Below are 25,195 nucleotides of genomic sequence, written 5' to 3' on the forward strand. Positions count from 1 at the left end.
AAACGCAGCGCTGGCGTGTTGAAAGACATAGCCCGACGTTAGGCCCGCGTTGTGCAGTGTGTCAAGCACCAGAAAGTCATAGGCCCGCCCAGGCCGTTGTAGGAGCGCGCTTGCGCGCGTTGGGCTTGCGGTCAGGCCCATCGCGCGCAAGCGCGCTCCTACAGGGATGGCTTACTTTCGGGACAGGTCCAGGGCGTAGACCGCGGTGCCGTCGCCGTTGTCCTTCACCTCGGTCACGTGGAGGCCCAGCGACTTCGCCAGGTCGGCCTTGCCCGAGGCGTTGGTGAAGGTCACCGGACCCTTCACCTTGACCGGGACGAAGGTCCACGAGCGCTTGTCGACCAGCTTGTGGGTGATGGTCTTGTTCGCTTCGACCCACTTGATGACGACCTCGCGGTTGCCGTCCGGTGCGTTGAGCACGACGGAGTCGCCATTCATGCCCGGGAACTCGCCGCCGCCGTTCGCACGGTAGCTGTTGGTCACCACGATGAACGGCTGGCTGTCCTTCACCGGCTTGCCCTTGAAGCGCAGGTTGCCGATGCGCTGGCCTTCCGGCTTGGTCACATCGATCGTGTACGTGATCCCGCCCTGGATCTGGTCGAAGTTGTAGCCGGGCATCTTGCCGATCAGCGCCTGCTCGCCGTCCTTGGACGGATCGATCTGGTTGAAGCGGTTCGCCGACTTCTCCAGCCACGCTTTGACGCCTGCGCCGTCGATCTTCACGGCGGCCAGCGTGTTCGGGTAGAAGTACAGATCCGAGGCATTGCGGATCGTCAGCGGCCCCTTCGCCACATCGGTGAAGTCATCCGGGCCACCGAAGCCGGTGCGGAAGGCCGACGCGGCGGAAATCACCGGCACGTCCTTCAGGTCCGGTCGCGAGCGGGCGAGTTCATCGCGTGCGTAATCGATCTGCGCGGCGTTGACGACGGCGAGCGCGGTCATGTTGCCTTCGTCGGCGAAGTAGCTGGTCAGCGCGTGGTCGGTCGCACCGATCGGCGTATTCACGTACGCCACGGCGGCCTCGTGCGCATCCTTCACCAGCGGCGCGATGGTCGGATCGGCCTCAACGCATGCGCCCTTCTTCTGGCAGATCGGACGCACCTGGCTGTGGCTCTTGTCCTTCTCGACGACCCAGCGGCCACCCTCACGCTTCATCGTGAGGTTGATAACGCCGAGATCCTTGCCAAAGAAGCCGCCCATCACCGCGGGCACGCCACGGACGATACCGCGCTTGGCGTCCACGTCCTTCACGCCCTCGTAGCGCGGCCCCGGGAACTCGGTGTGCGAGTGGCCGAGCAATAGCGCGTCGATGCCCGGCACGCCGGCGAGGTACCAGCCGCCGTTCTCCATCTGCGGTGTGTACGGCGCGGTATTCAGGCCGCCATGCAGGATCGCGACGACGAGATCCGGATGCTGGGCCTGGATCTCCGGCATGTACTTCTGCGCGGCCTCGACCACGCCGGTCACGGTGACCTTGCCCTGCAGGTTGCGCTTGTCCCAGTCCAGGATCGGCGGCGGGGTGAAGCCGACGATCGCGATACGCAGCTCGGTCGGGACCTCCTTGCCGGCGGTATTCTTCGCCATCACGGTCTTGGTGACGATGGTCCACGGCTTGAAAATGGGTTTGCCGTCACGTGCGCTGTCGACGTTGGAAAGCACCAGCGGGAACTTCGGGCCAGCGCACTGCTTTGCGTCCACGCCATCGACGTTCATCGCGGTGTTGGTGACCTGGGCGAGGAACGGAAGGCCGTAGTTGAACTCATGGTTGCCGGCGGTGCCGCCGTCGTAGCCCACGCTATCCATGGCTTTGTAGATGCCGAGTTCGGTATCGCAGCCGATCGGCTTCACCAGCGCCTGGTAATCCGCGAGGACGCTACCCTGGATCGTATCGCCGCTGTCGAACAGCACCGTGTTCGGGAATTCCTTGCGCGCCTGGCGGATCAGCGTGGCGACGCGCTCGTAGCCGAACGATGGGTCGTCCTTCTGCTTGTAGTAGTCGTACGAAAGGATGTTCGAGTGGACGTCGGTGGTCTCGAGGATCGCGAGGTCGAGCGTCGCGCCATCGGCCAGGGCGGCCGGCTTGCCGGGCTTATCGGCGGGCGTGCTGGCACAGGCAGCAAGCAGGGCGGCCGAAAGCGAGGCCAGCGCGAGGGGCTTGAACATCTGGTAGGTCCGTTTATCGGTGGATCAGGGGGGAGGAAGCTAGCAGAATCCCGTGACACCCGCCCCCCGTAGGAGCGCGCTTGCGCGCGATGGGTGCTCGCGACGGCGTGGATCGCGCGCAAGCGCGCTCCTACAGGAGCCTGTTTACGGGGTTCTTTCGGCCTTGGCCTGGTCGAAGTAGGTGTAGGTCTTGCCGTTATCGGTCAGCTGCTTGGTTTTCAGGGTAAAGCGGTAGGTACTCCGACCCATCGGGCTGCCGTCGACGCGGCGTATGTCCAGGCCGGTGGCGGCATCGGTGGTGATGTCGACCGGCTTCACGCTGAGGCCATCGCTATCACGGGCCGCCACGCCCTCGCGTAGTACGCGGCCATCGGCCTTGCCGAGGTCAAGGCCGAGCACCGCGGCGAGCGTCGGGGCCAGGTCCACGTTGCCGCTGGGCAGTTCGCTACGCAGGTTCTTGCGGAAGTCGGGGCCCGTCACCAGCAGCGTGTTGTGCACGTCGCGCGGGCTGAAGCTGCCGTGCATGCCGCGCTCGTTGCTCATGCTGGTGTACACCGTGCCGGGAAAGCCCTGGACCATGGCATCGGCATCGAAGTCGTAGCTCGCGATGATGTCCGGGGCACGCTTGTTCGCGAGGTGCACGGTGGCGAGGGGCAGGGTACCGGGGATCTTTCCGTAACGCGCATCCACGAAGATGGCGCCGAACATCTCGCGTGACTGCAGGAACCGCACCGCCTTCTCGATCTGGGCGCGATCATGTGTGGGCAGGTAGAGGTACTCACTTCCACCGTTGGGCGCGATCACAAAGGCGTCCTTCGGCATGTCGGCCGGTACCTTGTACGCAGGTGTCGTATACGGCGCGGGCTTGCCGCAGACGCGCCCATCATCGTCATAACGCGTGGGATGCAGCGGCTTGCCGTTGGCGAGAATGCCCGCCATCACCGGCGCGTAAATGCAGCCAAAACCATCGAAGGCGGTGAAACCGGCCTGGGTCATCTCGTCCGCGAGGCGAATGGCGCCGGAGGTCGAAAAGCCCCATTCACCATCGACGCGTCCCACGCGGCCATCGGCGATCTGGCGCAGCGGGAACAGGTCAGCCGGACCGGCGACGTTGCTATGCGCGTGGTCGGAAACGATGACCAGGTCCGTATCATCCTCCATCCCAAGCGTCTTCAGCTTCGCCTGTAACTGGCCGAGCAGGTCATCCTGCGCACGCAGGGCCAGATGGAAATTGGGCGAGCCCACCCCGTACTGGTGCTCCGTGGAATCCGGGTTGCGCAACCAGACGAAGCTGACGTCGGGCTTCTCCACGGGGAGGATGTACTCGAGGAACGCCTTCATCAGGTACGCATTGGCGGGCGTGGGCGGCGCACCGGCGCCATCCGATGCATCGGAGGTGCTGCCATCCTTCAAGGTCACCAGCGGCAGCTGCGCCGTGGGCGTGCCGTTATCCGGCTCGAGGTGGAAGTGGTCGGCATCGTACGCGTGCACGATGTTAGCCGGTAGCGCGAAGCCGGCTTTGGAGAGCTTCTGTGCGAAGGAGAGCGGCAGCGCCACATTCTCGTCGAGGATGGTGCCGCCCTCGTGGATATCCTGCAGGAAGGCTGGGCCGGACTTGCCGACGACGGCGGTCTTCAGGCCTTTTTTCCGCGCCCGCTCAAGCAGCGTCGGTGCCTGCAGCAGGTCGTGATGGTAGTGATCATCGAGGGCACGCAGCACCGCGTAGTCCTCGGTGTACACCGGCGCGGCAAAATCGCTGGGCGCACCCTTGGCATCGAATCCGCTGGCGCCTGGCGCCCAGAAGCGATTGCCGAAGAAGCCGATCGTGCCGGGGAACGAGCCCGTGGCGAAGCTCGACGCGTTGATCATGGTGAAGGTCGGGTAGGTCGCGTGGTTATCCGCGAAGAACGTGCCTTCCCTGACCAGTGCCGCCAGGTGGGGCGTGTCCTCCTCACTGATCGCGTCGGGGCGCATGCCATCCCACACGAACACGATGACGCGGTGGGCGGCGCTGGCTTCGCTGCAGGCGAGGGCCAGGAGGAGCAGGGCGGCGAGGCGGGTGCGCAGTGACATGGAAGGGTCCGAGCAAGGGTTCGCCATTGTTGGGGCGAAGTGTTGCAGTTTTTCGCAGCCAGTGACTCCACCTCCTGTAGGAGCGCGCTTGGCTTTGTGAATGTGAACCGGTTCACCAAAGCCTGCCTTGGGTGGCGGTTCGTAAGAAAACGTCAACACAGCACGGCCACCCTCGTCGGCTTTCCTACCGTCGAGTCCCCCGTCGATGAAGTACACGCGCTCCGCCCTGTTCCTCGCCCTTGCCGCCGCTGTCGCCTTGCAGGCCCACGCCGAAGACACCCCGCCGCCGAAAACCCAGGACCTGGAAGCGGTGTCGGTCATCGGCCAGGGCGAAACCCGCCAGGTGCAGCGCATCGTGCCGGACGACCAGAAGGTACTGCCGCCGGGTACGAGTCCCCAGAAGATTCTCAATCGACTGCCCGGTGTCAGCGTGCAGTCAAACGATGCCTTCGGCGCCAACGAGGAATCCCAGTCGATCACCCTGCGCGGCTTCAACACGACGCGCCTGGGCTACACGCTGGATGGCCTGCCGCTGGGTGACAACGCCTACGGCAACTACAACGGCCTGAACATCTCGCGTGCCCTCATCGCCGAGAACATGTCGACCGTGGAACTTTCCGAAGGTATCGCCGCGCTCGGCACCGCCTCGACCAGCAACCTCGGCGGCGCCATCCAGTACTTCTCGGCGGATCCTTCGACGAAGTTTGGCGGCAAGGTCGCGCAGACTTTCGGCAGCGACCACAACCGCCGTACCTATGCGCGTATCGACTCCGGGGATTACAAGGGCTTCTCCATGTACCTCTCGGGCGTGAAGGCCGATGCGGACATGTGGGCCCAGCCGGATTCGAAGACGACCACCAAGCAATTCAACGGCAAGGCGGTGTACGAGTTTGGCGATGGCAACCGGATCACCGGTTTCGCCGATACCTCGCGCACCAGCCAGGCCGACTACGCCTACCTCTCGAAGAGCGGGATGAAGCGTGGCCTCGGCTGGGACTGGAACCTCTACGCGCCCGACTGGAATCGGGCACTGGCGGCGGCGTACTGCGCCCCGGCGTACACGATCGGCGGTGTGAAGGATTCGCGCTGCGGCTTCTCCGGCGGTGTGGACAACATCGACGACGCCTATTACCAGAGCCGCGCGCTGCGCCGGGACGACCTTTACTACGTCGCAGGCGACTTTAACGTCGCCGATGGCGGCACCTTGCACACACAGGTCTATCATCACGAGAACGCCGGCCAGGGCCATTGGTGGTCGCCGGGCCAGAAGTCGTTCCCGGGTACGGCGGAAGAACTGCCGATCAGCATCCGCAGTACCAACTACACGATCAACCGAAACGGCGCGATCGCCTCACTGGCGTGGGATTTCGGTGCGCATCACGTGGAAGGGGGTGTGTGGTACGAGCAGAACGATCACCATGTGGAGCGTAACTTCTACTGGATCGACGGGCCGGTCAGCGACAACTACTACCTGAGTGATCCGAATCGTCGCCTGTTTGCGCAGGACTATACGATCACCACAAAACAGGCTTACCTGCAGGACAGCTTCAAGGCGTTCGATGACCGCCTCTCTGTCGACATCGGCGTGAAGAGCCCGCACACGACCATGAAAGCGGTCGAACTCCCGGGCGTAGAAGGTCCCTATTCGACGGGCACTTTGAAGGCGCAGAAGGCCTTGCTGCCGCAGGCGGGCCTGGCATGGAAGCTGGCGCCGGGCCAGGAGCTGTTCTTGTCATACGCCAAGAACATCGCATCGTTCCAGGGCGGTGGCGCGGGTGGCCCGCAGTCGGTGTCACAGGCCGCGTTTGATGGCACGAAGAGCAGCCTGAAACCGGAAGAGTCGCGCAGTATCGATGGTGGCTTCCGTAGCGTAGGCTCGTTCTACGAGGCCTCGGTCGCGCTCTACGATGTGAAGTTCGACAACCGCCTGCTCTCGCTTAACCCGTGCCCCAGCATCGATGTCGGCACGCGCCCCGAATGCAACACGGCCTTCGTCAACGTGGGCTCGGTGAGCAGCCGCGGTGCGGAGTTCACCTTCATCTGGAAGCCGTTGCAGGGCTTCCAGTGGTACAACTCGGCCTCGTTCAACCGTTCGAAGTACGATGACAACTACGTCGCCAATGGCGTGGTGGTACCGGTGAAGGACAAGACCACGGTGGATACGCCCAAGCGCATGTTCGCGAGCGAGGTGAGCTACACCACCGGGCCGTGGTCGGCCAGCCTGCGCGGCAAGTACACCGGTAAGCGCTACTACACCTACACCAACGACCAGAGCGTGGCGGGGGCCACCTCGTTCGACTTCGGCGCGAGTTACGACTTCGGCGCCATGGGGCAGCTGAAGGCGCTGACCCTGGCGTTGAACGTCACCAACCTCACCGACCACCGTTACGCTACCAACCTGACCGCGTTCGCGGCCACGGATCCGCAGGGCCGCGCCCTGGCCTTCCACGCCAGCGCGCCGCGGCAGAGCTTCGTAACCCTCTCGGCAGACTTCTGATGATGAAGACGGCGCTATCCTTTGGCTTCCTTGCCCTGATGTGCGGAGCCTTGCCGATGACTGTGGAAGCCATGGATGCCCGTCCTATCGCCGCGAAGGTGCTGGTCATCGGACACCGCGGGGCCAGTGCCCTGCGGCCCGAACACACCCTGGCCTCGTACGCTGTCGCGATCCGTGACGGGGCGGACTTCGTCGAACCGGACCTGGTCTCGACGAAGGATGGCGTCCTGGTGATACGCCACGAGAACGAGATTGGCGGAACCACGGATGTTGCCGCCCACCCTGAGTTCGCCAGCCGCAAGACCACGAAGACCGTGGACGGCGTGCAGATCACCGGCTGGTTCACCGAAGACTTCACGCTCGCCGAGCTCAAGACGCTCCGTGCCCGCGAGCGGCTGGCCGATATCCGCAAGGCCAGTACCGCATTTGACGGTCAGTTCAGCGTGCCGACCTTCGACGAGATGATCGAGTTCGTCGCCGCGGAAGCCTCGGCGCAGGGGAAGGTCCTGGGGATCATCCCGGAGATCAAGCATTCGACGTACTTCCGGGGCATCGGCCTCCCCATGGAAGACAAGGTGCTGGCGACCCTCGCCGCGCATGCCTACACCCGCACGGCGCCGGTGGAGATCCAGTCGTTCGAGGTCGGGAACCTGAAGTACCTGCGTGGCAAGCTCGGGAAGGATCACCCCAACATCCGCCTGCTCCAGCTTATGGAGGCGGGCGACGACCATCCGGCCGACCAGCCCTCGCTGACCTACGCGGCCATGATGACCCCGGCCGGCCTGAAGGCCGTGCGCGGCTACGCCGACGCGATCGGGCCCTCGATCCGCAGCATCATCCCCCTGGCCGCCGACGGAAAGCTGGCGCCCGTGGCCCCGCTGGTCCACGACGCCCATGCCGCCGGCCTCGAGGTCCATCCGTACACCTTCCGCCCCGAAAACCACTTCCTGGCGGCGAATTTCCGCAATGACGCCGGTGACGCAGCCCGCAACGAGGCAGGCTCCGTGGCAGAAATCCGTGCCTACCTAGCCACCGGCATCGATGCCTTCTTCACCGATGACCCGGCGCTGGGCCGCAAGGCCGTAGATCACCGCTAAGGCGGCCAGACCGTTGTAGGAGCGCGCTTGTGCGCGATTGGGAGCCGCGGCAAGCCTCATCGCGCGCAAGCGCGCTCCTACAACGGCCGGGTTTTGCTGCACCCGCTCGGCGACAGGCGGGCGCCGGGCCCGCTATGATCCGCGGTCACTTGCCACACCGCCGGATCGCCCCATGTCGCTAGCCAGGTTCCTTCGCCACAAGTCCGTCGAGCAGCTGCAGGCGGAAGTCGGCAAGCGCTCGGATTTCCGCCGCGTCCTCGGCCTGTGGCAGCTCACCGCCATCGGCATCGGCGGCATCATCGGCGTCGGCATCTTCGTGCTGGCTGGCCAGCAGGCCGCCCTGAACGCCGGCCCGGCGGTGGCGCTCAGCTTCATCATCGCGGGCTTGGGCAGCGCCTGCGCCGCCCTGTGCTATGCCGAGTTCGCCGGGCTCATCCCCGTCACCGGTAGCGCTTACACCTACGGCTACGCCGTGCTCGGCGAGGGTGCGGCCTGGATCATCGGCTGGGATCTCCTGCTCGAATACGCCCTGGTGGTGGCGGTGGTCGCCATCGGCTGGTCCGGTTACGTGCAGGTGTTGCTCGGCACCGCGGGCGTGCATCTGCCCGAGTGGGCGCAGAAAAGCATGAGCGCCGACACCATGAAGTTCTACTGGCAGCACGCCGTGGGCTCGCTGGGTATCACCTTCGCCGAGCCGGTCGCCGCGCCGACCGACGGCCACCGCTTCAACATCATCGCTGCCAGCATCTCGCTGCTCGTCGCGATCATGCTTTCCGTGCGCACGGAGTGGGGCGCTCGCCTCAACACGCTGATCGTCACGATCAAGGTCATCGGCGTGGCGCTCGTGATCGGCGTCGGCGCGTTCTATATCAATACGGCGAACTGGCACCCCTTCATCCCGGAACGCGTGTTCGATGCCAAGGGCGTAAGCCACTTCGGCTGGCACGGCGTGCTCACCGGCGCGTCGGTCGTGTTCTTCGCGGTATTCGGTTACGACACCCTGACCACCGCCGCGGAAGAAGCGAAGAACCCGCAGCGCGACCTGCCGCGCGCGGTGCTGCTCTCGCTCGCCGTCGCCATGGTTCTGTACATCGCCGTGTCGTTCGTCCTCACCGGCATCGTCCCCTACAGCTCGCTGAGCGGCGAAGCCTCGGTCTCCGACGCATTCAACGCGATCGGCCTGCCGTGGATCAGCAACATCATCGCGATCGCCGCCGTCATCGGCGTGATCAGCGTGCTGTTCGCCTTCATGCTCGGTGCGGCGCGCATCTGGTTCGCGCTATCGCGTGACGGCCTGCTGCCGGCCTGGTTCTCGAAGGTGCACCCGCGCTTCGGTACGCCGGCACGTCCGACCATGATCCTCGGCCTGTTCACCGCCGTCGTCGCGGGCTTGCTGCCGATTGGTGAAGTCGCCGAGCTGGTGAATATCGGGACGCTGAGCGCGTTCATTCTCATCTGTGCGTCGGTCCTCGTCCTGCGCGTGCGCAAGCCGGACCTGCAGCGCAACTTCCGCACGCCAGCCGTGTGGTTCACCGCGCCGCTCGGCATCCTGTTCTCCCTGGCCCTGATCTATGGCCTGCCGTGGATCACCTTCGAGCGCTTCGCGATCTGGATGGCGATCGGCCTGGTGGTTTACTTCGCCTACGGAGTGCGGCATAGCAAGTTGAACCGGCCATGATCGCAGGCGTCGTGTAGGGCTTCCCCTACACGACGTCCAGCATTCGCCTACAACATTCGGCCAGCCACAAGCGCTCGTCCGGATTAAAATCTCCCCTGCTCACACGTAAAGCGGCCCGGAGCAGCCAGGAAACAGGGGAACAATGAGCATCAATCATCATCCGGGGCGCGCCCGCCGCGCTCTACGGTGGCTTCATGCGCCGCCATCCTTGTCGTCTTCGCGTCCGGCCCGTGCACACGGTGTGCAGACCATTCATAACGACAAGGAACCATCCATGCGATTCCATCTCATGTCGGCGCTAGTGGGCGCCGCGCTGCTGGCCGGCTGTGCCACGCAACCCCGCAACCAGGGCCTCAATAGCGAGATGCTCGACACGATCCGTGCCGAGGGTCTCAACGTGAAGCCCTCCGGCGACGCCGAATTCCGTACCCAGACCAAGGGCAAGGTTGTGGCGGCGACCGCTGGTATGGTCGTGGCATCGTTGCTAGGTGGCGGCACATTCCACACCGGTAAGCGCAACGAGGCGCCGGCCGAGGGTTACCTGGATACCAACGCGTGGACGATGACGTTTGACGCCTCCGATGTAGGTGCGTTCAAGTCGCCGGTGAAGGCGCTGGATGTGAGCTTGCAGCGTCGCCTGGCAGGTAAGGGCATCGCCACGAATCCGGAAGCCACGTATTCGTTGATGGCGTCAACATCGTTCTGGGGCCTCGACTACGAAAAGCTCACCGAGTCCAACAACTACCGCGTGTACTACAACCTGAGCCTGACGCTGATGCACGGCATCCTCGCTGTGCGTACCGTGTCGTGCTCGGGGGCCACGCTCGAGAAACACAGCTACGACGATTGGATGGCCAATGACCGTGAACGCATCTATCGCGATGCGGCGGTGATCGGCGACAGCTGTGCGAGCCGTTTGCTTTCGGCATTGGACCTTACGGCGAAGGAGCCGCTGCCGCTGGTGGTGGCGGCTAGCGCGGAATGAGTTGGGCGCCTGCCTGTAGGGGCGTGGTCGTGGGCGTGTATCGCGCGCAAGCGGGCTCCTACAAGGCGGCGGCCATGTCCGCGAGTTTTGCTACGGTGTTGATGTTGCGGGCCGTTCCGGTTTTTGCGGCGGGGATCACGAGTTTGGATGAGGCCATGCCGTCGTCGTAGCGGACGTACACCTCGCGTTTGCCCAGGCGGATCTCTTCGTTGGCCTGGTGGCGGGCGGCGGCCTGGGTGTCCTTGGGCGGTGCATCGTCCAGGAAGATGGCGACGACGCGGTTGCCTGGGGCGTCGGGAAAGGGATTGGCAGCCAGGACGGCCGCCATTTCGGTGGCGGTGCGGACCATGACGCCCACGGGCTTGCCAGCGTAGTCGGCGAGGCGGGCCTCCAGGGCGGCCTTCACGGCTTTCTCCTTGCCTTTGGTCTTGAACACCACGTTGCCACTGGCGATGTAGGTCTTCACCCCTTCGAAGCCTTCCGCTTCGCACATGGCCTTCAGCTCGGTCATGGGCAGCTTGCCGGTGCCGCCGACGTTCACAGCGCGGAGGAGGGCGATATACGCGGTCATGGCGGGCTCCGTGGCAAGGTGGGGGCGAGTGTAGGCGAAGGCGGCTTGCCGGTGGGGCGGTTGAATCGCCCCCTGGGGCGCCCTACCTTCGAAGGTCTGACCCCATCTCCCCAAAGGATCTCTCATGGCCGACCTCTCGCAGTTCCCGATCACCGCCCGCTGGCCGGCGCAGCATCCGGACCGCATCCAGCTGTACTCGCTGCCCACGCCTAACGGGGTCAAGGCCTCGATCATGCTGGAAGAAGTCGGCCTGCCGTACGAGGTGCATCTCGTCGACATCATGAAGAACGAGAGCAAGCTGCCAGAGTTCGAATCGCTGAACCCAAATGGCAAGATCCCGGCCATGATCGACCCGAATGGCCCGGACGGTAAGCCGATCGGCCTGTTCGAATCCGGTGCGATCCTGATGTACCTCGCTGAGAAGACCGGCAAGTTCCTGCCGAAGGACCCGCAGAAGAAGTGGGAGACGATCCAGTGGGTGTTCTTCCAGATGGCGAGTATCGGCCCGATGTTCGGCCAGGTCGGTTTCTTCCATAAGTTCGCTGGCCGTGAATGGGAAGACAAGCGACCGCTGCAGCGTTACGTCGATGAGGCGAAGCGCCTGCTCGGCGTGCTCGACAAGCAGCTCGCTGGCAAGCAGTGGATCGTGGGTGATGAGTACACCATTGCCGATATCGCTACGCTCGGCTGGGTGAACAACCTTGTGACGTTCTATGGTGCTCGCGAGCTCGTCGAATTCGATCAGTTTGAAAACGTTATTGCCTGGCTGGAGCGTGGCACGTCACGCCCGGGTGTCGAGCGCGGCCTCAAGATCCCAGCGCGGCCGTAAGCTTAGGTCGCGCGCAAGCGCGCTCCTACAAGGGCTCGTGTAGGAGCGCGCTTGCGCGCGATGGCCACGCCATTACCTCAGTAATCGTAATTAACACTCAACCGAACATACCGCGGCTGTTGCATGGCGGTGGGCGTGCCGTACAGCGGATTGGCCAGGTTGGGGCTTGATTCCGCGTTCGGGAAGATCGCCAGCACCTTCTGCTCGTTGGTCACATTGAACACGTTGAGGTTAAAGGCCAACCGGTCGCTAGCGAAAGCCGGCCGGTAGGTCCCGCCGAGATCCAGCTGGCGGATCCATGGCAGGCGGCCGTGGCTGCCCGGGGGCGAGGGTTCGCCGTTGCAGAAGTGGTAGCTGTTGCCATAACCCGCCGGGTCCGTGCGGTCTTCACCGAAGTAGCCGAGGCAGGGCTTCGGTGCACCGGAGATCAGGCTGAGGTTGGCGCTGACCAGCCACTCGGGCGTGAACTGGTAATAGCCGAAGAACTTCAGCTGGTGCTTGTGATCGTTGTTCTGTACGCCATTGGTGTTGACCATGATGTAGCTATTGTCCCAATCCTGGGTGGTCGACACCGCGGTCTGGCCCGTGCCGCGCGATTCGCGGAACAGGTCGGAACGAAGCTGGCCTTCCGTATTGCCGTAGCTACGCGAGAACGTGTAGCTCACCTTGCCGTACCAGCCATCGTTGAACGGATGCTCGAGGAAGGTCTCCAGTCCGTAATAGCGGCGTTTCAGTCCCTGGAAGCCGAACTCCTTGTTCGAAAGCGGTACGCTTACGTAATTGCCAGCGGTATCGACCAGGTTGAACGTGTTCGCCTTACCTGGGTTGAACAGCCAGCAACTGACGGGATTACTATCCGTCGTGACGTTGTATCCCAGCGACTGCGCTTTCGCCAGTACAAGGTCGATGTCGCAATAGTCGTCGATCGCGTTACGCAGGATGCGCTGCGTTGCCTTCGCTCCGTAGACCCAGTCGCTACCCAATGTCTTTGTAAATCCAAGGATGAATTCATCCTGGTACTCGGACTTCAGGCCCTTGGATGTTACGGTTTTCGGATCGGGCAGCTGGCCAAAGGTATTGTTCGCGGCGACCGGCACCGAGATCGCCGTGAGGCCGGTTGGCGTGCCATCAGCTGCAATGCCCCCATAGGTGAAGTACTGCGATGTGGTGAGCGCGCCACCGGCCGCATTCAGTGCGGGATTCAGCGGCAGGCCAAGATAATAGCGCCCCGCGTTCGCGTACACCTTGAAGGTCGCATCCCCGTTCACATCCCAGCTCGCGCCCAGGCGTGGTGCCCACTGCGGCTTGTGCTGGGTAATAAAGGCCTGGCTATCGGCGTTGAAGTTTTCGAACTGGTCGTTGCGGATACCGAGCGAGAGTAACCAGCGATCATTCACCTGCCACTTGTCCTCGATGTACTGCGCTCGCTGCGTGGAGCGCACCGTGGCCAGGCTGCTGTTGATGTTCTGGATGACGTAATAACCACCCGCGCCGTTCGGGAACCCGCCGGTGGCCGGGACGCCCAGGCCCGTTGAGATGGGGGTATTCGGATCACCCTGCCCATATGTCCACGAGTAACCCGGGCCGGAAGTCACCGAGCCCTGGTCGAGTGCGGTGGCGGTCTGGTTATCGATACCTGCGGTGATCGTATGGTCGCCCAGCTTGTAGGTGATATCGATGCGGGTGTTGGTGGTGCGGTTGCCTTTGCCTGCGGGAATCAGGCTGGACACCGTCTGCGCGTTGCCACGTGGCGCCCCGCCATTGAGGCCCGGGTTCTGGTTCACGATGCCATCGACATACGTCAGCGCCGGGTTGTATCCACCGGGTGAATCGTAAGCCGTCGTGTGCAGCTTGCCGTATTGCGCGCTGACGGTCAGGTCGTCGGTGATGTATCCGGTGTACTTCGCTGTCCACAGGTCGCCGCCGTTCTTGGTGTCGTCGTCGGCACCGATGCGGTCGAGGCGGCTACGCGAGGCATAGTCGTAATCGTAGACCGTGCCGCTGGTCTGGTACTTATCCGATGCACCGGTCAGTTCGAGGATGTGGCTGTCGGTGATATTCCAGTCGATCTTGCCGTACCAGCGCGGCGAATTGTACCGGTAATCCTCGTAGGGCTTCGTGCTGGTGTAGCCACTGACAGGGTTGACCGTGTTGCCCTCCTGGCGCTGATATTCCGCCGCGACAAAGACGAACAGCTTGTCCTTGATCAGCGGGCCGCCGGCGTACGCACTAACGGTAGTGCTGTCACTGCCGTTCTCACTATCGGGTGCGTAGAGATTCCCGGCGCGCGGCGAAGCGGGAAGGCCGTTCTCAAAATACCGGTTGCGCTGGTTGGCGCGCGCGAACGATGGCTCCCACAACACCTGCGCGCCGAAGTGCCACTCGTTAGTGCCGCGCTTACCCACCACGTTGATCACGCCGCCATCGGAACGGCCGTATTGGGCGCTGTAGCCGCCGGTATAGACCTCCTGCTGATCGATCGCACCATAGGGCAACGACAGGCCGCCAAAGCCTTGCAGCGGATCCGTGGTGGCGAAGCCGTTCACGTAGTAGGCGTTCTCCGACGCGGCCGAGCCGCCAAAGCTGACCAGTGAATGCCCGGTTGCGCCCTTGAAATTACCACCGTTGTTGACCACGCCCGGAGCGAGCAGGGCGATTGCCTCCGAACTGCGACCCAAAGGTAGCTTGGCCAGCTGTTCGGACGTCACCACCGTGCGTGAATCGATACTGGAGACGTCGATCTTCGCCAGTGCCGAGGCAGAGACGGTCATACCCGAGAGATCCTGGGCCTCTTTCGCTGACGAAACGAACGAGACCTCCGTGCCGGCGCCGACCTTCAGGACGATGTTGTTACGCGTGTCCACAGTCTGGCCGCCAGCGCGCAGGCTGACGGTGTACGTGCCCAACGGCAGCTGGCCGGCGCTGTAGCGGCCCCGCTCATCCACGGCGACCTCGCGGCTCAGGCCGGTATCACTGGTAATCACGACAGTCTGGCCCGTGGCCGTGGGCACCTGGCCAAAGATGCCGCCAGTGGTGGACTGGGCGAATGCCCCAGGTGTTGTCGCCAGGGCAAGCGCCACGGCGAGAGCGATGCGGCGAGGGCGAGCGGTACGACTGGACATGGGTGAACGTCTCCTCGGTACGTTTTTTTAAGGCGCACAGGTACCCGCGGGGCCGCGGCACGGCTCCGTCATGGCTTCGATGGAAAACCCCTGGGTGCACTCGGCCAGCCCGGCTGGCGAAGCCGCGGGCAAGTGGCGGTTGGATGCTTCCTTTCGGAATCCCTTGCGTGCTGCGTTGCAGCACGTGCTATCGGTTATAGCGAAGAACCGTAAGGTTGTATAGGGGTTTAGGCGGCCAAACGAAAAAGTCTGCAGTGCGGGCCTCGGCGGAATCCGCACAAAAAAACGGCCGCGAATGCGGCCGTTCCTCCACTTGCACCACGATGGGGAATTACCAGAAGCGATATTCCAGGTTTGCACCAGTCACGCCGATATTCACCGTGCGCTTGTCGTTGGTGATGTCCTGCGCCTTCACGGCGAAGTGATCATATGTAAGCGTGATGCCAAAGTTCTCGTTGAAATCGTAGCCGAAGCCCAAGCCACCATAGATGCCATTGTCGTTGGAGTCTTCGCTGCCCCATTCGGACGAGGTGCCATGCGATGAAGTGGTCGTCGACGTCACATCAAACGTGCTGCGCGAATGGGCAATGCCGGCGCGTGCCGTGATCGTGAAGCCATGCGGCAGATCCCACTTGCCGTTGGCACCCACCATGATGGCCTGGGTCTTGAACTTGTAGCGCGTATCCGTAGTGATCGGTACATCGACGATCTGGATATTGCCGCGCTGAGCGGTTTGCTTGCCTAGATTGGCGTAGCCCACTTCAACCCCGAGCGAAAACGGGCGATCCACGACCCAACGGTAGCCGGCGGTGGCGCCGAAGGCGGTGTCGTTGTTGTCATCGAAGTATGAGTGGCTTACGTCGAAGTGCGATTTACCGCCATTCACGGCAATGAAAGCGCCCTGCTGGGTGACCGCACCGGCGGAAAATGAAGCGAATGTAAGAGCGGCGGCCGCGGCCACCGAAAGCAGAACCTTTTGCATGATGAGTTCCCTGAGTCCTTGTAAGTCAGCCGACTCCGTCGCCGGCGAGCCCGTGGGGCTGCGTTATCTTACCGGGGGTTGCAGATGGCTGCCATGACAGCTGATCGTGACCTGCGTCACAACCTGCTGCCATGGCCGCCAGGCCGCTATCAGAAGCGGTATTCCAACGCACCGCCGAACACACCGACATTCGCCGTGCGCTTATCACCAGTGATGTCCTCTGCCTTCAGCGAATAGTTGTCGTACGTCGCTGTAATGCCGAAATTCTCGTTGAAGTCGTAGCCGAAACCGATGCCTGCGTAGATGCCGTTATCGTTCGATGTCTGGCGGTAGTGAGTTGTCGTCTCGTAATAGCCGCTAATAGCGTACGTGTACGAGACGTACTCCTCGTCGAGCTTCGCGCGCGAATGAGCAAGGCCGGTATGCGCGGTAATCGTGAAACCGTGCGGAAGATCCCACTTGCCGTTAGCACCAATGAGCACGGCCTCGCTCTTGACTTTGTCTTCGAAGCGGTACGAATTGTGCCCCTGTCCCGCCGTGAAGCGGCCCAGGTTGACGTAACCAGCCTCCACGCCGATGGCGAATGGGCGATCAACGACCCAGCGATAGCCAGCCAGGGCACCGAACGCCCTGTCGTCCATGTCGTTGAAGTTCGTGGTCAGGTGGTTGACGTCGTAGTGCGAGCGACCGCCATTGACGCTGATGAAGGCACCCTGCTGCGTTGCTGCCGCGGCAGGAAGCGCGGCCAGGAAAAAAGTCGCGGCCGCGGCGGCGGCTAGAAACGTCTTCTGCACGATGGTTCCCCTTCGATCCATGATAGTCGTTCAAAACCCACGACGTTTGTCGTGGGCTGGATTGAAACGTGCACCGCTACGAACAAGGAATTACCAGAACCGGTATTCCGCCGACAGGCCGGTCACCCCGATATTCACCGTGCGCTTGTCGCCGATGACGTCCTCGGCCTTCAGCGCATAGTGATCATAGGTAGCCGTGATACCGAAGTTCTCGTTGAAATCGTAGCCAAAGCCGAGTCCACCGTAGATGCCGTTATCGGTCGACTGGTTGTGAAACCAGAAATCCTGACTTCCACAGCAGCCGACGTAGGTCGAAGTGGAGTCATACTTGGCGCGCGAATGGGCCAAGCCAGCACGTGCGGTAATGGTCCAGCCATGCGGCAGGTCCCACTTGCCGTTTGCGCCAACGAGCACGGCTTCACCCTTGAACTTGTCGTGGTAGTCCAGGTAGTAGCCATCGCCGGTCTGGCGGCCGCTGGCCTTCTGGGCACCGAGATACACATAGCCCGCCTCGACACCGATCGAGAACGGACGATCGACCACCCAGCGATAACCCACGAGGGCGCCATAGGCGCTATCGTTGTTATCGTCGAAGTTGGAGTGGCTGACGCTGTAGTGCGAGCTGCCGCCATTCACGCTGATGAATGCACCCTGCTGGGTGACGGCGGCGGCGGAGAATGAAGCGAGGGAGAGTGCGGCGGCGGTGGCCACCGAGAGCAGAACCTTTTGCATGGTGAGTCCCTGAGTCCTTGTAAGTCTGCCGGCCCCGTTGCCGGCGAGCCCTTTGGGGCTGCGGTATCTTACGAGGCTTTGCTGTTGGCTGCCATGACAGCTGATCGTGACCTGCGTCACAACCTGCTGCCATGGCCGCCAGGCCGCTATCAGAAGCGGTATTCCAAAGCACCGCCGAACACACCGACATTCGCCGAGCGGTTGTCGCCGGTGATGTTATCCGCCCTCAGCGAATAGTGATCGTAGGTGACGGTGATGCCGAAATGCTCGTTGAAGTCGTAGCCGAAGCCGAGGCCCGCGTAGATGGCGTTATCGGTCGACTGGCTGCTGTACACGTTCGCGAACACCGAGCTCTGGTCTTCGACATCCTCACGAGCGATAGCCGGCGACCACGCCGTAGGCCGTATCTGTTTTATCGCCGAAGCTGGAACGGGTGACGTCATAGTGGGAACCGCCACCATTCACGCCAATAAACGCGCCATCGTGGGTCGCGGCGCTAGCCGACAATGACGCAAACGAAAGTGCGGCGGCCGCGGCCACCGAAAGCAGAACCCTTTGCATGAGTTGTCCCTGAGTCCATGAATGTTTCCGCCGGCCCCTTCGCCGACGCGCCCCCTGTGGGTAGCAGGATTTTACGTCGTTTTAACCTGCGATGCCATGACAGGTATTTGGGCGGCGTCCCGTGACCTCTGGCATAGGGAGACCCGGGCTACGCCGTTTAGCATCGGTGGCTTGCGCGGACCGCAGGGGACCGCGCCGACCCACTCGCAGGCAGGACGGCCCGGCGACCCACATGCTCCACGGGAGAATCTTTTGAAATCCACCCTTCTTGCTTCCGCCCTGCTGGCCGCCCTGGCCGGTATCGGCGCCACGGCCGCCTTCGCCGCGGATGACGTTCCCCCCATCCAGGATGGCGCGTTCAACGGCACCGTGAAGGTCGTCGTCGACGCCACCGACCTCGATCACCGCATTTTCCGCGTCAAGGAAACCGTGCCGGCCCAGCCGGGCAAGCTGACGCTGCTTTTCCCGGAATGGATCCCGGGCCACCATTCGCCGACCGGTCCGATCGACCAGTTCGCCGGCCTTGTCGTCAAGGCGAACGGCCAGCGTATCGAGTGGACCCGTGACGAGTTCAACGTCTACGCCTTCCACGTCGACGTGCCGGCGGGCGCGACCTCGGTCGATCTGGAATTCCAGACCCTGACCCCGCAGGACACCCGCCAGGGCCGCATCGTCATGACCCCGGACATGGTCAACGTCGAGTGGAACCAGGTAGCTCTGTACCCGGCCGGCTACCGTGCCGACCAGGTTCAGTTCGAGGCCTCGGTGAAGCTGCCGTCGGGCTTCCAGTTCGGCACCGCGCTGGAACAGGCCAGCAAGGATGGCGACACCGTCACCTTCAAGAACATCAACTTCGACGACCTGGTCGATTCGCCGATCTTCGCCGGCCGCTACTTCAAGCGCGTCGACCTCGATCCGAACGGCCGCTCGCCGGTGCACCTGAACATCATCGCTGATAGCGCGAAGTCGCTGGAAATCAAGCCGGAAGCGCTTGAGATCCACCGCAACCTCGTCAAGCAGATGGACAAGCTGTATGGCGCGCGCCACTACAACCACTACGACTTCCTGCTGGCCCTGACCGAAAAGCTCGGCGGTATCGGCCTCGAGCATCACCGCTCGTCGGAAAACAGCGCGTCGCCCAACTACTTCACCGAGTGGGACAAGAGCTGGCTGGGTCGTGACCTGCTGGCACACGAATACAACCACTCGTGGGATGGCAAGTATCGCCGCGGTGCCGACCTCGCCACGGCGAGCTTCAACGTCCCGATGGGCGATAGCCTGCTGTGGGTGTACGAAGGCCAGACCCAGTTCTGGGGCAACGTGGTCGCCGCGCGTTCGGGCCTGGTCTCGCAGGATCAGGCGCGCGATCTGCTCGCCATGGTCGCCGCCACCTACGACAAGGGCCGTCCGGGCCTGTCCTGGCGCAACATCCAGGACACCACCAACGATCCGACCATCGCCCAGCGTCGCCCGCTCTCGTACCGCAACTACCAGATGAGCGAAGATTACTATTCGGGCGGCCAGATGATCTGGCTGGACGTGGATACCAAGCTGCGCGAACTCACCAAGAACAAGCGTTCGCTGGATGATTTCGCCAAGGCCTTCTTCGGCATGAAGGACGGCGACTGGAAGGTCAACCCGTACACCTTCGAAGAAGTCGCTTCGACGCTGAATACCATCGCGCCGTACGATTGGGCGAAGTACCTGCGCGACCGCGTCGATGGCCACAAGGGCGACCTCGAAGGCATCGAGCGCGGCGGTTGGAAGCTGGTTTACAACGACAAGCCGTCCGAAGCCGTCAAGGCGTTCGAAGCCCGCCGCCACTTCACCGACCTGACCTACTCGGCAGGCTTTGGCGTGTCGTCGAAGGGCGATATCTCCGACGTCCGCTGGGACAGTCCGGCCTTCAATGCAGGCCTGTCGCCGGGCATGCATGTGGTCGCCGTGAACGGCAAGGAATTCGACGGCGATACGCTGAAGGATGCCGTGACCGCCGCCAAGGGCACCTCGGCTCCGATCGAACTGCTGGTGAAGAACTTCGACACCTACAAGACAGTGAAGATCGAATACCACGATGGCCTGAAGTACCCGCACCTGGAGCGGGACACCAGTAAGCCGGATTGGCTCACCCAGCTGTACAAGGCGAAGTAAGCGAAAAGGGCCCTGCAAGGGGCCCTTTTTTTGGCTTTGCACCGGGGATCGCGCGCGAGCGCGCTCCGCCGCATCCCGGCATACACTGTCAGCCATGGACACGACGCCCACCGCACCAGGCCAGCAACTCGATACCGCCCAGCGCCGCCGTCGGTGGCTGATGTTCCTCTTGTGGGTCGTTATTTTCGGCGTAGCAGCCATCGGCAACGTGCTTACCTCGCGAATCGACGCTGAGCGTTACAACGTCCCCTATACCACCTGGCACATCATCCTCAACGAAGTCAGCAGCCCGGTCGCCTCGTTGCTGCTCCTGCCGTTCCTGCTCATCGCATGCGATCGCTGGCCTTTGCACACCGATACCTGGCGACGCTACCTGCCGTACTACCTCGTGGGCAGCGTGGTCTGGTGCGTGTTGCATATCACGGGCATGGACCTGCTGCGGCTCGCGGGTTATTCGCTCGGTGGCGACAGCTACGATCCGGGTAGCTTGCGTCTGCAATTCGTCTACGAATACCTCAAGGACGTCCGCACGTTCTTCTACATCGTGGTGCTCTGCCACGCTGTCGGTTGGTTTGGCCGGCAGATCAAGGGCGAGGCCAGCCTGCTTGCTGAGCCGGATGACGAAGCTGCCCCGGTGGAACCGGTCGACCGGCCGGAGCGTTTCCTGGTCCGCAAGCTCGGCCGTGATTTCCTGGTGGCTACATCGGATATCGAATGGGCGCAGGCATCGGGAAACTACGTGAACCTGCGGGTCCGTGGTCGTGAGTACCCGCTGCGCAGCACGCTGGCGGCGCTGGAAGCCAGGCTAGATCCCGCGATCTTCGTCCGTGCCCACCGCAGCTATGTGGTGCAGCTCGCCCAGGTGACGTCCATCGAGCCGCTCGATGCGGGTGAGGCTCGCCTGCACATGGCCGATGGCACCGTATTGCCCTGCAGCCGCCGCTACCGGGAGGCGCTGCGCGCCGTGGCGGCGGGCGCAGAGCCGGCCGCGGCAAGGGCCTGATACCGAGGCTAGGCCTGCGGGCGCTATTGCCGCTACAATGCCGGTCCGCTCAGATACGCGCCCGTAGCTCAGCCGGATAGAGTAGTGGCTTCCGAAGCCATTGGTCGGGGGTTCGAATCCCTCCGGGCGCACCATTCTTCGCCGTGTAACGGCCACGATTTGCTCACCCAGAGCCAACGACAACCGAGCCCCGGGTGAACGGCGGCCGCTTTCGTAACTGGCTCACCACCCATGATGCGCGTGCGGTAAGAGGCCATTCGGCCCGGTGAATAAGCCGTAGGGTTTCGACCACTGGTGTACCGCAATCCACGATCCTGATCGCATCGGCGCGGGCGAACGCCTGGCGCGCATGCCGCGGAAGTACCGTGAAGCCCAGGCCGCGTGCGACCGGCTCCAGAACCAGTGCAATTTCGCTATGGAAGCCTCGTTGCGGCACGGTGCGTACGCCGGGATTGCCGGGAAAGCGTTGTGCGAGAAGGCGGGGGGCCATCGCCACGCCGTCGGGATGGTCGATGAAGCCGAGTCGCTCCAGATCACTCCAGTTCTGCACGTCGATACCTGCCGGCACCACGAGCTCCAGCGGTTCATCGGCGAGAGGTTCGGATGCGAGACGAGCGTCGTCCGGCTCGAAACTCACGACGCCCAGTTCGTATTGCTTGCGCAGCACTGCGTCCAGGACATCGCTATCGGTGGCGAACCGATGGCAGACGATCAACCCGCGATGCTCCTGCTGCAAGGTCAGTAGCAGTGGATACAGCGCAAGGCCTACACTTTCGGGGGTAATCAAGCTGACGACACCTTTATCGGCCTCGGCATCGGACACCTTTGACCGCAAGCGTTTATCCGCTTCGTCTATCTCGTTGCAATAATCCAAAAGAGCTGCACCAGCCGGCGTCAGTTCGAGCGACCGGACGCGACGGATCAGCAATGCGCCGAACTGTTCCTCCAGGTACCGTATATGCTGGCTCACGGCTGCCTGGGTCAGACCCACGTGCCGGGCGGCGCGCGTGAAGCTGCGTTGCTCCACCAACGCTGTGAAGGACCGTAGCCAGTGGGGATTCAACATAACAAACGGCTATCCGCTCAATAGAATGAAATAAACCAGCCCTAAGGCTGGTTTGAGTGGCGCCTGATCATCGTACGCAACGTGCGCCTGCGGCACCGTGCTCTCCACGAACGTCAGTATTGCGATACACCGCCATCCACGTCGAGCTCGATGCCCGTGATGTAGGAGCTGTCGTCCGACGCAAGAAAGACCGCCGCCTTACCCAGGTCGTCTGGCGTACCCAGTCGGCCAGCCGGAATGGTCTTGATGAGGCCGGCGTGTGCTTCTTCCGGCAAGAGCCCGGCAAGTCCGGGTGTCATTGTATGTCCGGGACTCAGAACGTTGATGCGGATTCCAAGCTCGCTCGTGTCGAGCATCCAGCCGCGGGCGAGATTGCGAATCGCCGCCTTGGTGGATGAGTAGACGGACATGGTCGGGATGCCGATGGAGCCCGCGATGGAGCCCGTGAAGATGACGGAGGCGCCCGGCTTTAGCAGTGGCAATGCCTTCTGGAACGCGAAGAGCAGGCCTTTGACATTCGTGTTGTAAGTCTTGTCGAAGTGTTCCTCGGTGATCTCGCCGAACTTCATGAATTCATAGAAGCCAGCGTTGAGTACGAGCACGTCGATCCGACCGCTTGTGTTCGCCACAGTCTCATACAGACGATCCATATCATCCAGGCGCGACGCATCGGCCTGCACGCCGATAGCGCCATTGCCGATCTCACGGGCAGCGGCATCGAGTTCAGCCTGGCGACGGCCGGTGATATATACCTGCGCACCCTCGTTGGCGAATGCCTTGGCGATGCCGAGCCCGATGCCGGCACTGCCACCGGTCACGACCGCGATCTTGCCGTTCAATTTCATACTCATTTCATTCAACCCTTTTGGCGTGAAGTATTCTGCTTCGAGGGGAAAGATAGAGGCTGATCGCTTGACCCAAAACCCGCCGCGATCGCATAGTCCTTATTCCTGTTTGGAATGCACATGAATCGATTAGCTGCCATGGACGCGTTCGTACGCGTTGTAGACACAGGATCATTCACTGATGCTGCGCGCCAGCTAAGGGTCGGCCAGCCTGCGGTATCGAAGCTGATTGCCCAGCTCGAGGATCACGTCGCCGTAAAGCTGCTCTTGCGCACGACGCAGGGGCTCAAGCCAACCGAAGCAGGGGAGAGGTTTTACGAGCACGCGAAGCGCGCGCTTGAGTACTCTGAAGAGGCAGACCTGGCAGCAAGAGGATCAGGTACCGCCTTCACCGGCCGATTGCGGATATGTGCGGCGGTGACGTTCTCACGACTTCACGTCGTGCCACGTCTTTCAACGTTCCTGGCCATGCACCCCGAGCTTGATATCGAAGCATTTCTCGATGATCGCAATCTGGATCTGGTGGAGACGGGAATCGACGTCGCATTCCGGATGGGCGATCTGGCAGATTCGGCGCTCACCGCCAGGAAGATCGGCGAGAGCAAGCGCGTGGTAGTGGGCGCGCCGGACTACCTTGCAAAGTTTGGAGAGCCAACGACGCCAACGGAACTGGCTTCGCATGAAGCCGTGATATACGACCGTCGCGGCGGTGGTATCACATGGACCTTCACTCGGGGCGCGGGCGAAAGCGAGACGGTTGCGCTAAAAGGGCGCGTCCGTTTTACGGCGGCGGAAGGGGTTCGCGAGGCCGTTTTCGCAGGCATGGGTCTGGCCGTAGGCTCTACCTGGATGTTCGCGCCGGAGCTTGCCTCAGGCGAGGTGCGCCAGGTGCTCACGGAATGGCAGCTGCCGCCCGTTTCCTTGTGGGCGGTGTTCCCGTCCGGGCGCAAGGTGAGTGCCAAAGCCCGCGCATTTGCGGACTTCATCGAGAAGGAGCTCGCCACGGGCTGATCGATCGACCCGTGCGACACCATTGGGCTTTCGACCCCGTTGAGCGCAACGCTCCAGGAAACTTTCCCCTCAGCCCGACCGGCAACGCCCGTGAATCCCCAGGGGTAGGTCGTTCTCCAGGCGATAACCGTTCATCAGGCACGACCAGCCCGAGCCACCGCCCGCGACCGATCTGAAAACGAGGCTGACGTCATCGGCCCCCGCGCCAAAGGCACGTGCCATGGCGTTATCGCGGTACACCAGCCTGATTTCTCCGTTGGCGAGCGTTACCGAGGCGACGTAGGTATCGTGCATCTCCGCCGGCGCTGGAAGTCCAGCACTCAGATTGTCGACCGGGAAGGCGCCTCCATGTGCTGATCGGTAGGCATCGGCCGCCAACATGGCCCGCTGCGATAGTGCTTCGGCCTGCGCGCCTTGTACTTGCCGGATGGTGTTTCCGAAACCACCGGCCATCAGAAGGCCTCCCACGGGCAGCGGTAGCGTAAGGAGCACCACGAGGATGCCGAGGATCTTCCAGCGCCGAGCGTAGGCCGCGTGCGCCGTAGCCGCCTCCGAGTCCCACGCGATCACGCCAGCGACGAAGAAGACGGCCAGTACCGCGAATGCCATCGATGCAGGTCCTGCCGCCATCATCGGATCCACCGCGTGGTTCGGTACTCCCCTGGTATCGATCAACAGGATGGACAGGCCGTAGAGTATCGCCGGCATCGAGGCGGCCAGGAGAAAAACAATCGTTCCACCGCGCCGCTCAATGAGGCCTGGTGCTGCCAGGCCGAGCCACGCCATGGTTATGCCGATCAGCCCGGCTATCCCGGAAAGCCCTGGAAGGATGATGAGCAAGCCAAGGAGGGCGGCAGGGACGAGAGCGATCAGAATGCAGACGATGGCCGGTGTCAAAGCCAGGAACAGCAGCGGGTGCTGCGTGGCGTAGAGCGATGCGCGGCCGACTGGCCGTGCCGTGCGTTTCCGACTGGTCATCCCTGATCCCGTTTTTTCCGTATCGTACGGAAGAGCTAGGCATCATGCACGGCGGTG

20 protein-coding genes and 1 tRNA gene are annotated in these 25,195 nt (G+C 62.8%); 9 read left to right on the plus strand and 12 right to left on the minus strand.

Features of this window, described 5'->3' with window-relative positions:
• Positions 1 to 171: 171 nt before the first annotated feature.
• Positions 172 to 2,163, minus strand: coding sequence for a bifunctional 2',3'-cyclic-nucleotide 2'-phosphodiesterase/3'-nucleotidase (locus VGN46_RS10255; protein WP_331643365.1), 1,992 nt, complete (start codon positions 2,161 to 2,163; stop codon positions 172 to 174).
• 144 nt (positions 2,164 to 2,307) lie between these two features.
• On the minus strand, positions 2,308 to 4,236 hold the full coding sequence (locus tag VGN46_RS10260; RefSeq protein ID WP_331643367.1) for an alkaline phosphatase family protein: 1,929 nt from the start codon (positions 4,234 to 4,236) through the stop codon (positions 2,308 to 2,310).
• 205 nt (positions 4,237 to 4,441) lie between these two features.
• Between VGN46_RS10260 and VGN46_RS10265 the strand changes: the two genes are divergently transcribed.
• The 4 genes from VGN46_RS10265 (at position 4,442) to VGN46_RS10280 (ending at position 10,493) form a co-directional block, all read left to right on the plus strand.
• Positions 4,442 to 6,733 (plus strand): TonB-dependent receptor, encoded by a 2,292-nt coding sequence (locus tag VGN46_RS10265; protein WP_331643369.1) that lies wholly within the window; start codon positions 4,442 to 4,444, stop codon positions 6,731 to 6,733.
• A 56-nt stretch (positions 6,734 to 6,789) separates the two neighbouring features.
• On the plus strand, positions 6,790 to 7,830 hold the full coding sequence (locus VGN46_RS10270) for a glycerophosphodiester phosphodiesterase (protein ID WP_331643371.1): 1,041 nt from the start codon (positions 6,790 to 6,792) through the stop codon (positions 7,828 to 7,830).
• Between the two features lie 172 nt (positions 7,831 to 8,002).
• Positions 8,003 to 9,508, plus strand: coding sequence for an amino acid permease (locus VGN46_RS10275; RefSeq protein ID WP_331643373.1), 1,506 nt, complete (start codon positions 8,003 to 8,005; stop codon positions 9,506 to 9,508).
• A 274-nt stretch (positions 9,509 to 9,782) separates the two neighbouring features.
• Positions 9,783 to 10,493 carry a hypothetical protein gene (locus tag VGN46_RS10280; protein WP_331643375.1) on the plus strand — a complete coding sequence of 237 codons (711 nt, stop codon included), beginning with the start codon at positions 9,783 to 9,785 and terminating at the stop codon, positions 10,491 to 10,493.
• A 58-nt stretch (positions 10,494 to 10,551) separates the two neighbouring features.
• On the opposite strand, the gene VGN46_RS10285 is transcribed toward VGN46_RS10280, so the two are convergent.
• Entirely contained in the window at positions 10,552 to 11,064 is a 513-nt protein-coding gene (locus tag VGN46_RS10285; RefSeq protein ID WP_331643377.1) for a DUF1697 domain-containing protein, read from the minus strand.
• A 124-nt stretch (positions 11,065 to 11,188) separates the two neighbouring features.
• Between VGN46_RS10285 and VGN46_RS10290 the strand changes: the two genes are divergently transcribed.
• Positions 11,189 to 11,893: a glutathione binding-like protein gene (locus VGN46_RS10290; protein ID WP_331643379.1), complete on the plus strand. Its 705-nt coding sequence runs from the start codon at positions 11,189 to 11,191 to the stop codon at positions 11,891 to 11,893.
• A gap of 77 nt (positions 11,894 to 11,970) precedes the next feature.
• On the opposite strand, the gene VGN46_RS10295 is transcribed toward VGN46_RS10290, so the two are convergent.
• The 6 genes from VGN46_RS10295 to VGN46_RS10320 all read right to left on the minus strand — a co-directional run bounded on the left by VGN46_RS10295 (position 11,971) and on the right by VGN46_RS10320 (position 18,084).
• Positions 11,971 to 15,015 carry a TonB-dependent receptor gene (locus VGN46_RS10295; protein ID WP_331643380.1) on the minus strand — a complete coding sequence of 1,015 codons (3,045 nt, stop codon included), beginning with the start codon at positions 15,013 to 15,015 and terminating at the stop codon, positions 11,971 to 11,973.
• 331 nt (positions 15,016 to 15,346) lie between these two features.
• Entirely contained in the window at positions 15,347 to 15,997 is a 651-nt protein-coding gene (locus VGN46_RS10300) for an outer membrane protein (protein WP_331643382.1), read from the minus strand.
• Positions 15,998 to 16,146: 149 nt separating this feature from the next.
• A complete protein-coding gene (locus tag VGN46_RS10305; RefSeq protein ID WP_331643384.1) occupies positions 16,147 to 16,791 on the minus strand; it encodes an outer membrane protein in 645 nt (214 codons plus the stop codon).
• Between the two features lie 90 nt (positions 16,792 to 16,881).
• Positions 16,882 to 17,523: an outer membrane protein gene (locus VGN46_RS10310; protein WP_331643386.1), complete on the minus strand. Its 642-nt coding sequence runs from the start codon at positions 17,521 to 17,523 to the stop codon at positions 16,882 to 16,884.
• 149 nt (positions 17,524 to 17,672) lie between these two features.
• The gene (locus VGN46_RS10315) at positions 17,673 to 17,870 is read right to left on the minus strand and encodes a hypothetical protein (RefSeq protein ID WP_331643388.1); all 198 of its coding nucleotides are present in this window, start codon (positions 17,868 to 17,870) and stop codon (positions 17,673 to 17,675) included.
• Between the two features lie 22 nt (positions 17,871 to 17,892).
• Positions 17,893 to 18,084: a hypothetical protein gene (locus VGN46_RS10320; RefSeq protein WP_331643390.1), complete on the minus strand. Its 192-nt coding sequence runs from the start codon at positions 18,082 to 18,084 to the stop codon at positions 17,893 to 17,895.
• Positions 18,085 to 18,336: 252 nt separating this feature from the next.
• On the opposite strand from VGN46_RS10320, the gene VGN46_RS10325 reads away from it, so the two are divergent.
• The 3 genes from VGN46_RS10325 to VGN46_RS10335 all read left to right on the plus strand — a co-directional run bounded on the left by VGN46_RS10325 (position 18,337) and on the right by VGN46_RS10335 (position 21,372).
• Entirely contained in the window at positions 18,337 to 20,235 is a 1,899-nt protein-coding gene (locus VGN46_RS10325) for a M61 family peptidase (RefSeq protein WP_331643392.1), read from the plus strand.
• A gap of 94 nt (positions 20,236 to 20,329) precedes the next feature.
• A complete protein-coding gene (locus tag VGN46_RS10330; protein ID WP_331643394.1) occupies positions 20,330 to 21,238 on the plus strand; it encodes a LytTR family DNA-binding domain-containing protein in 909 nt (302 codons plus the stop codon).
• Between the two features lie 57 nt (positions 21,239 to 21,295).
• Positions 21,296 to 21,372: transfer RNA gene (locus VGN46_RS10335), tRNA-Arg, on the plus strand.
• A 29-nt stretch (positions 21,373 to 21,401) separates the two neighbouring features.
• On the opposite strand, the gene VGN46_RS10340 is transcribed toward VGN46_RS10335, so the two are convergent.
• Complete coding sequence (locus VGN46_RS10340) at positions 21,402 to 22,304, minus strand: LysR family transcriptional regulator (protein WP_331643396.1); 903 nt, start codon at positions 22,302 to 22,304, stop codon at positions 21,402 to 21,404.
• A gap of 113 nt (positions 22,305 to 22,417) precedes the next feature.
• On the minus strand, positions 22,418 to 23,155 hold the full coding sequence (locus VGN46_RS10345) for a glucose 1-dehydrogenase (RefSeq protein WP_331643398.1): 738 nt from the start codon (positions 23,153 to 23,155) through the stop codon (positions 22,418 to 22,420).
• A gap of 132 nt (positions 23,156 to 23,287) precedes the next feature.
• On the opposite strand from VGN46_RS10345, the gene VGN46_RS10350 reads away from it, so the two are divergent.
• Positions 23,288 to 24,160, plus strand: a complete 873-nt coding sequence (locus tag VGN46_RS10350) for a LysR family transcriptional regulator (RefSeq protein WP_331643400.1) — start codon at positions 23,288 to 23,290, stop codon at positions 24,158 to 24,160.
• Positions 24,161 to 24,229: 69 nt separating this feature from the next.
• Here VGN46_RS10350 and VGN46_RS10355 read toward each other — a convergent pair whose 3' ends face one another.
• Positions 24,230 to 25,138: a hypothetical protein gene (locus tag VGN46_RS10355; protein WP_331643402.1), complete on the minus strand. Its 909-nt coding sequence runs from the start codon at positions 25,136 to 25,138 to the stop codon at positions 24,230 to 24,232.
• Between the last annotated feature and the right edge of the window lie 57 nt (positions 25,139 to 25,195).

This window comes from Luteibacter sp., assembly GCF_036500425.1.
Lineage (GTDB): Bacteria > Pseudomonadota > Gammaproteobacteria > Xanthomonadales > Rhodanobacteraceae > Luteibacter.

Coding starts and splice junctions, on each gene's coding strand:
- VGN46_RS10285 (WP_331643377.1), bottom strand. CDS start 11,064: ATGACCGCGTATATCGCCCTCCTCCGCGCTGTGAACGTCGGCGGCACC.
- VGN46_RS10345 (WP_331643398.1), bottom strand. CDS start 23,155: ATGAGTATGAAATTGAACGGCAAGATCGCGGTCGTGACCGGTGGCAGT.
- VGN46_RS10255 (WP_331643365.1), bottom strand. CDS start 2,163: ATGTTCAAGCCCCTCGCGCTGGCCTCGCTTTCGGCCGCCCTGCTTGCT.
- VGN46_RS10320 (WP_331643390.1), bottom strand. CDS start 18,084: ATGCAAAGGGTTCTGCTTTCGGTGGCCGCGGCCGCCGCACTTTCGTTT.
- VGN46_RS10340 (WP_331643396.1), bottom strand. CDS start 22,304: ATGTTGAATCCCCACTGGCTACGGTCCTTCACAGCGTTGGTGGAGCAA.
- VGN46_RS10290 (WP_331643379.1), top strand. CDS start 11,189: ATGGCCGACCTCTCGCAGTTCCCGATCACCGCCCGCTGGCCGGCGCAG.
- VGN46_RS10355 (WP_331643402.1), bottom strand. CDS start 25,138: ATGACCAGTCGGAAACGCACGGCACGGCCAGTCGGCCGCGCATCGCTC.
- VGN46_RS10265 (WP_331643369.1), top strand. CDS start 4,442: ATGAAGTACACGCGCTCCGCCCTGTTCCTCGCCCTTGCCGCCGCTGTC.
- VGN46_RS10270 (WP_331643371.1), top strand. CDS start 6,790: ATGACTGTGGAAGCCATGGATGCCCGTCCTATCGCCGCGAAGGTGCTG.
- VGN46_RS10310 (WP_331643386.1), bottom strand. CDS start 17,523: ATGCAAAAGGTTCTGCTCTCGGTGGCCACCGCCGCCGCACTCTCCCTC.
- VGN46_RS10350 (WP_331643400.1), top strand. CDS start 23,288: ATGGACGCGTTCGTACGCGTTGTAGACACAGGATCATTCACTGATGCT.
- VGN46_RS10300 (WP_331643382.1), bottom strand. CDS start 15,997: ATGCAAAAGGTTCTGCTTTCGGTGGCCGCGGCCGCCGCTCTTACATTC.
- VGN46_RS10295 (WP_331643380.1), bottom strand. CDS start 15,015: ATGTCCAGTCGTACCGCTCGCCCTCGCCGCATCGCTCTCGCCGTGGCG.
- VGN46_RS10280 (WP_331643375.1), top strand. CDS start 9,783: ATGCGATTCCATCTCATGTCGGCGCTAGTGGGCGCCGCGCTGCTGGCC.
- VGN46_RS10260 (WP_331643367.1), bottom strand. CDS start 4,236: ATGTCACTGCGCACCCGCCTCGCCGCCCTGCTCCTCCTGGCCCTCGCC.
- VGN46_RS10275 (WP_331643373.1), top strand. CDS start 8,003: ATGTCGCTAGCCAGGTTCCTTCGCCACAAGTCCGTCGAGCAGCTGCAG.
- VGN46_RS10330 (WP_331643394.1), top strand. CDS start 20,330: ATGGACACGACGCCCACCGCACCAGGCCAGCAACTCGATACCGCCCAG.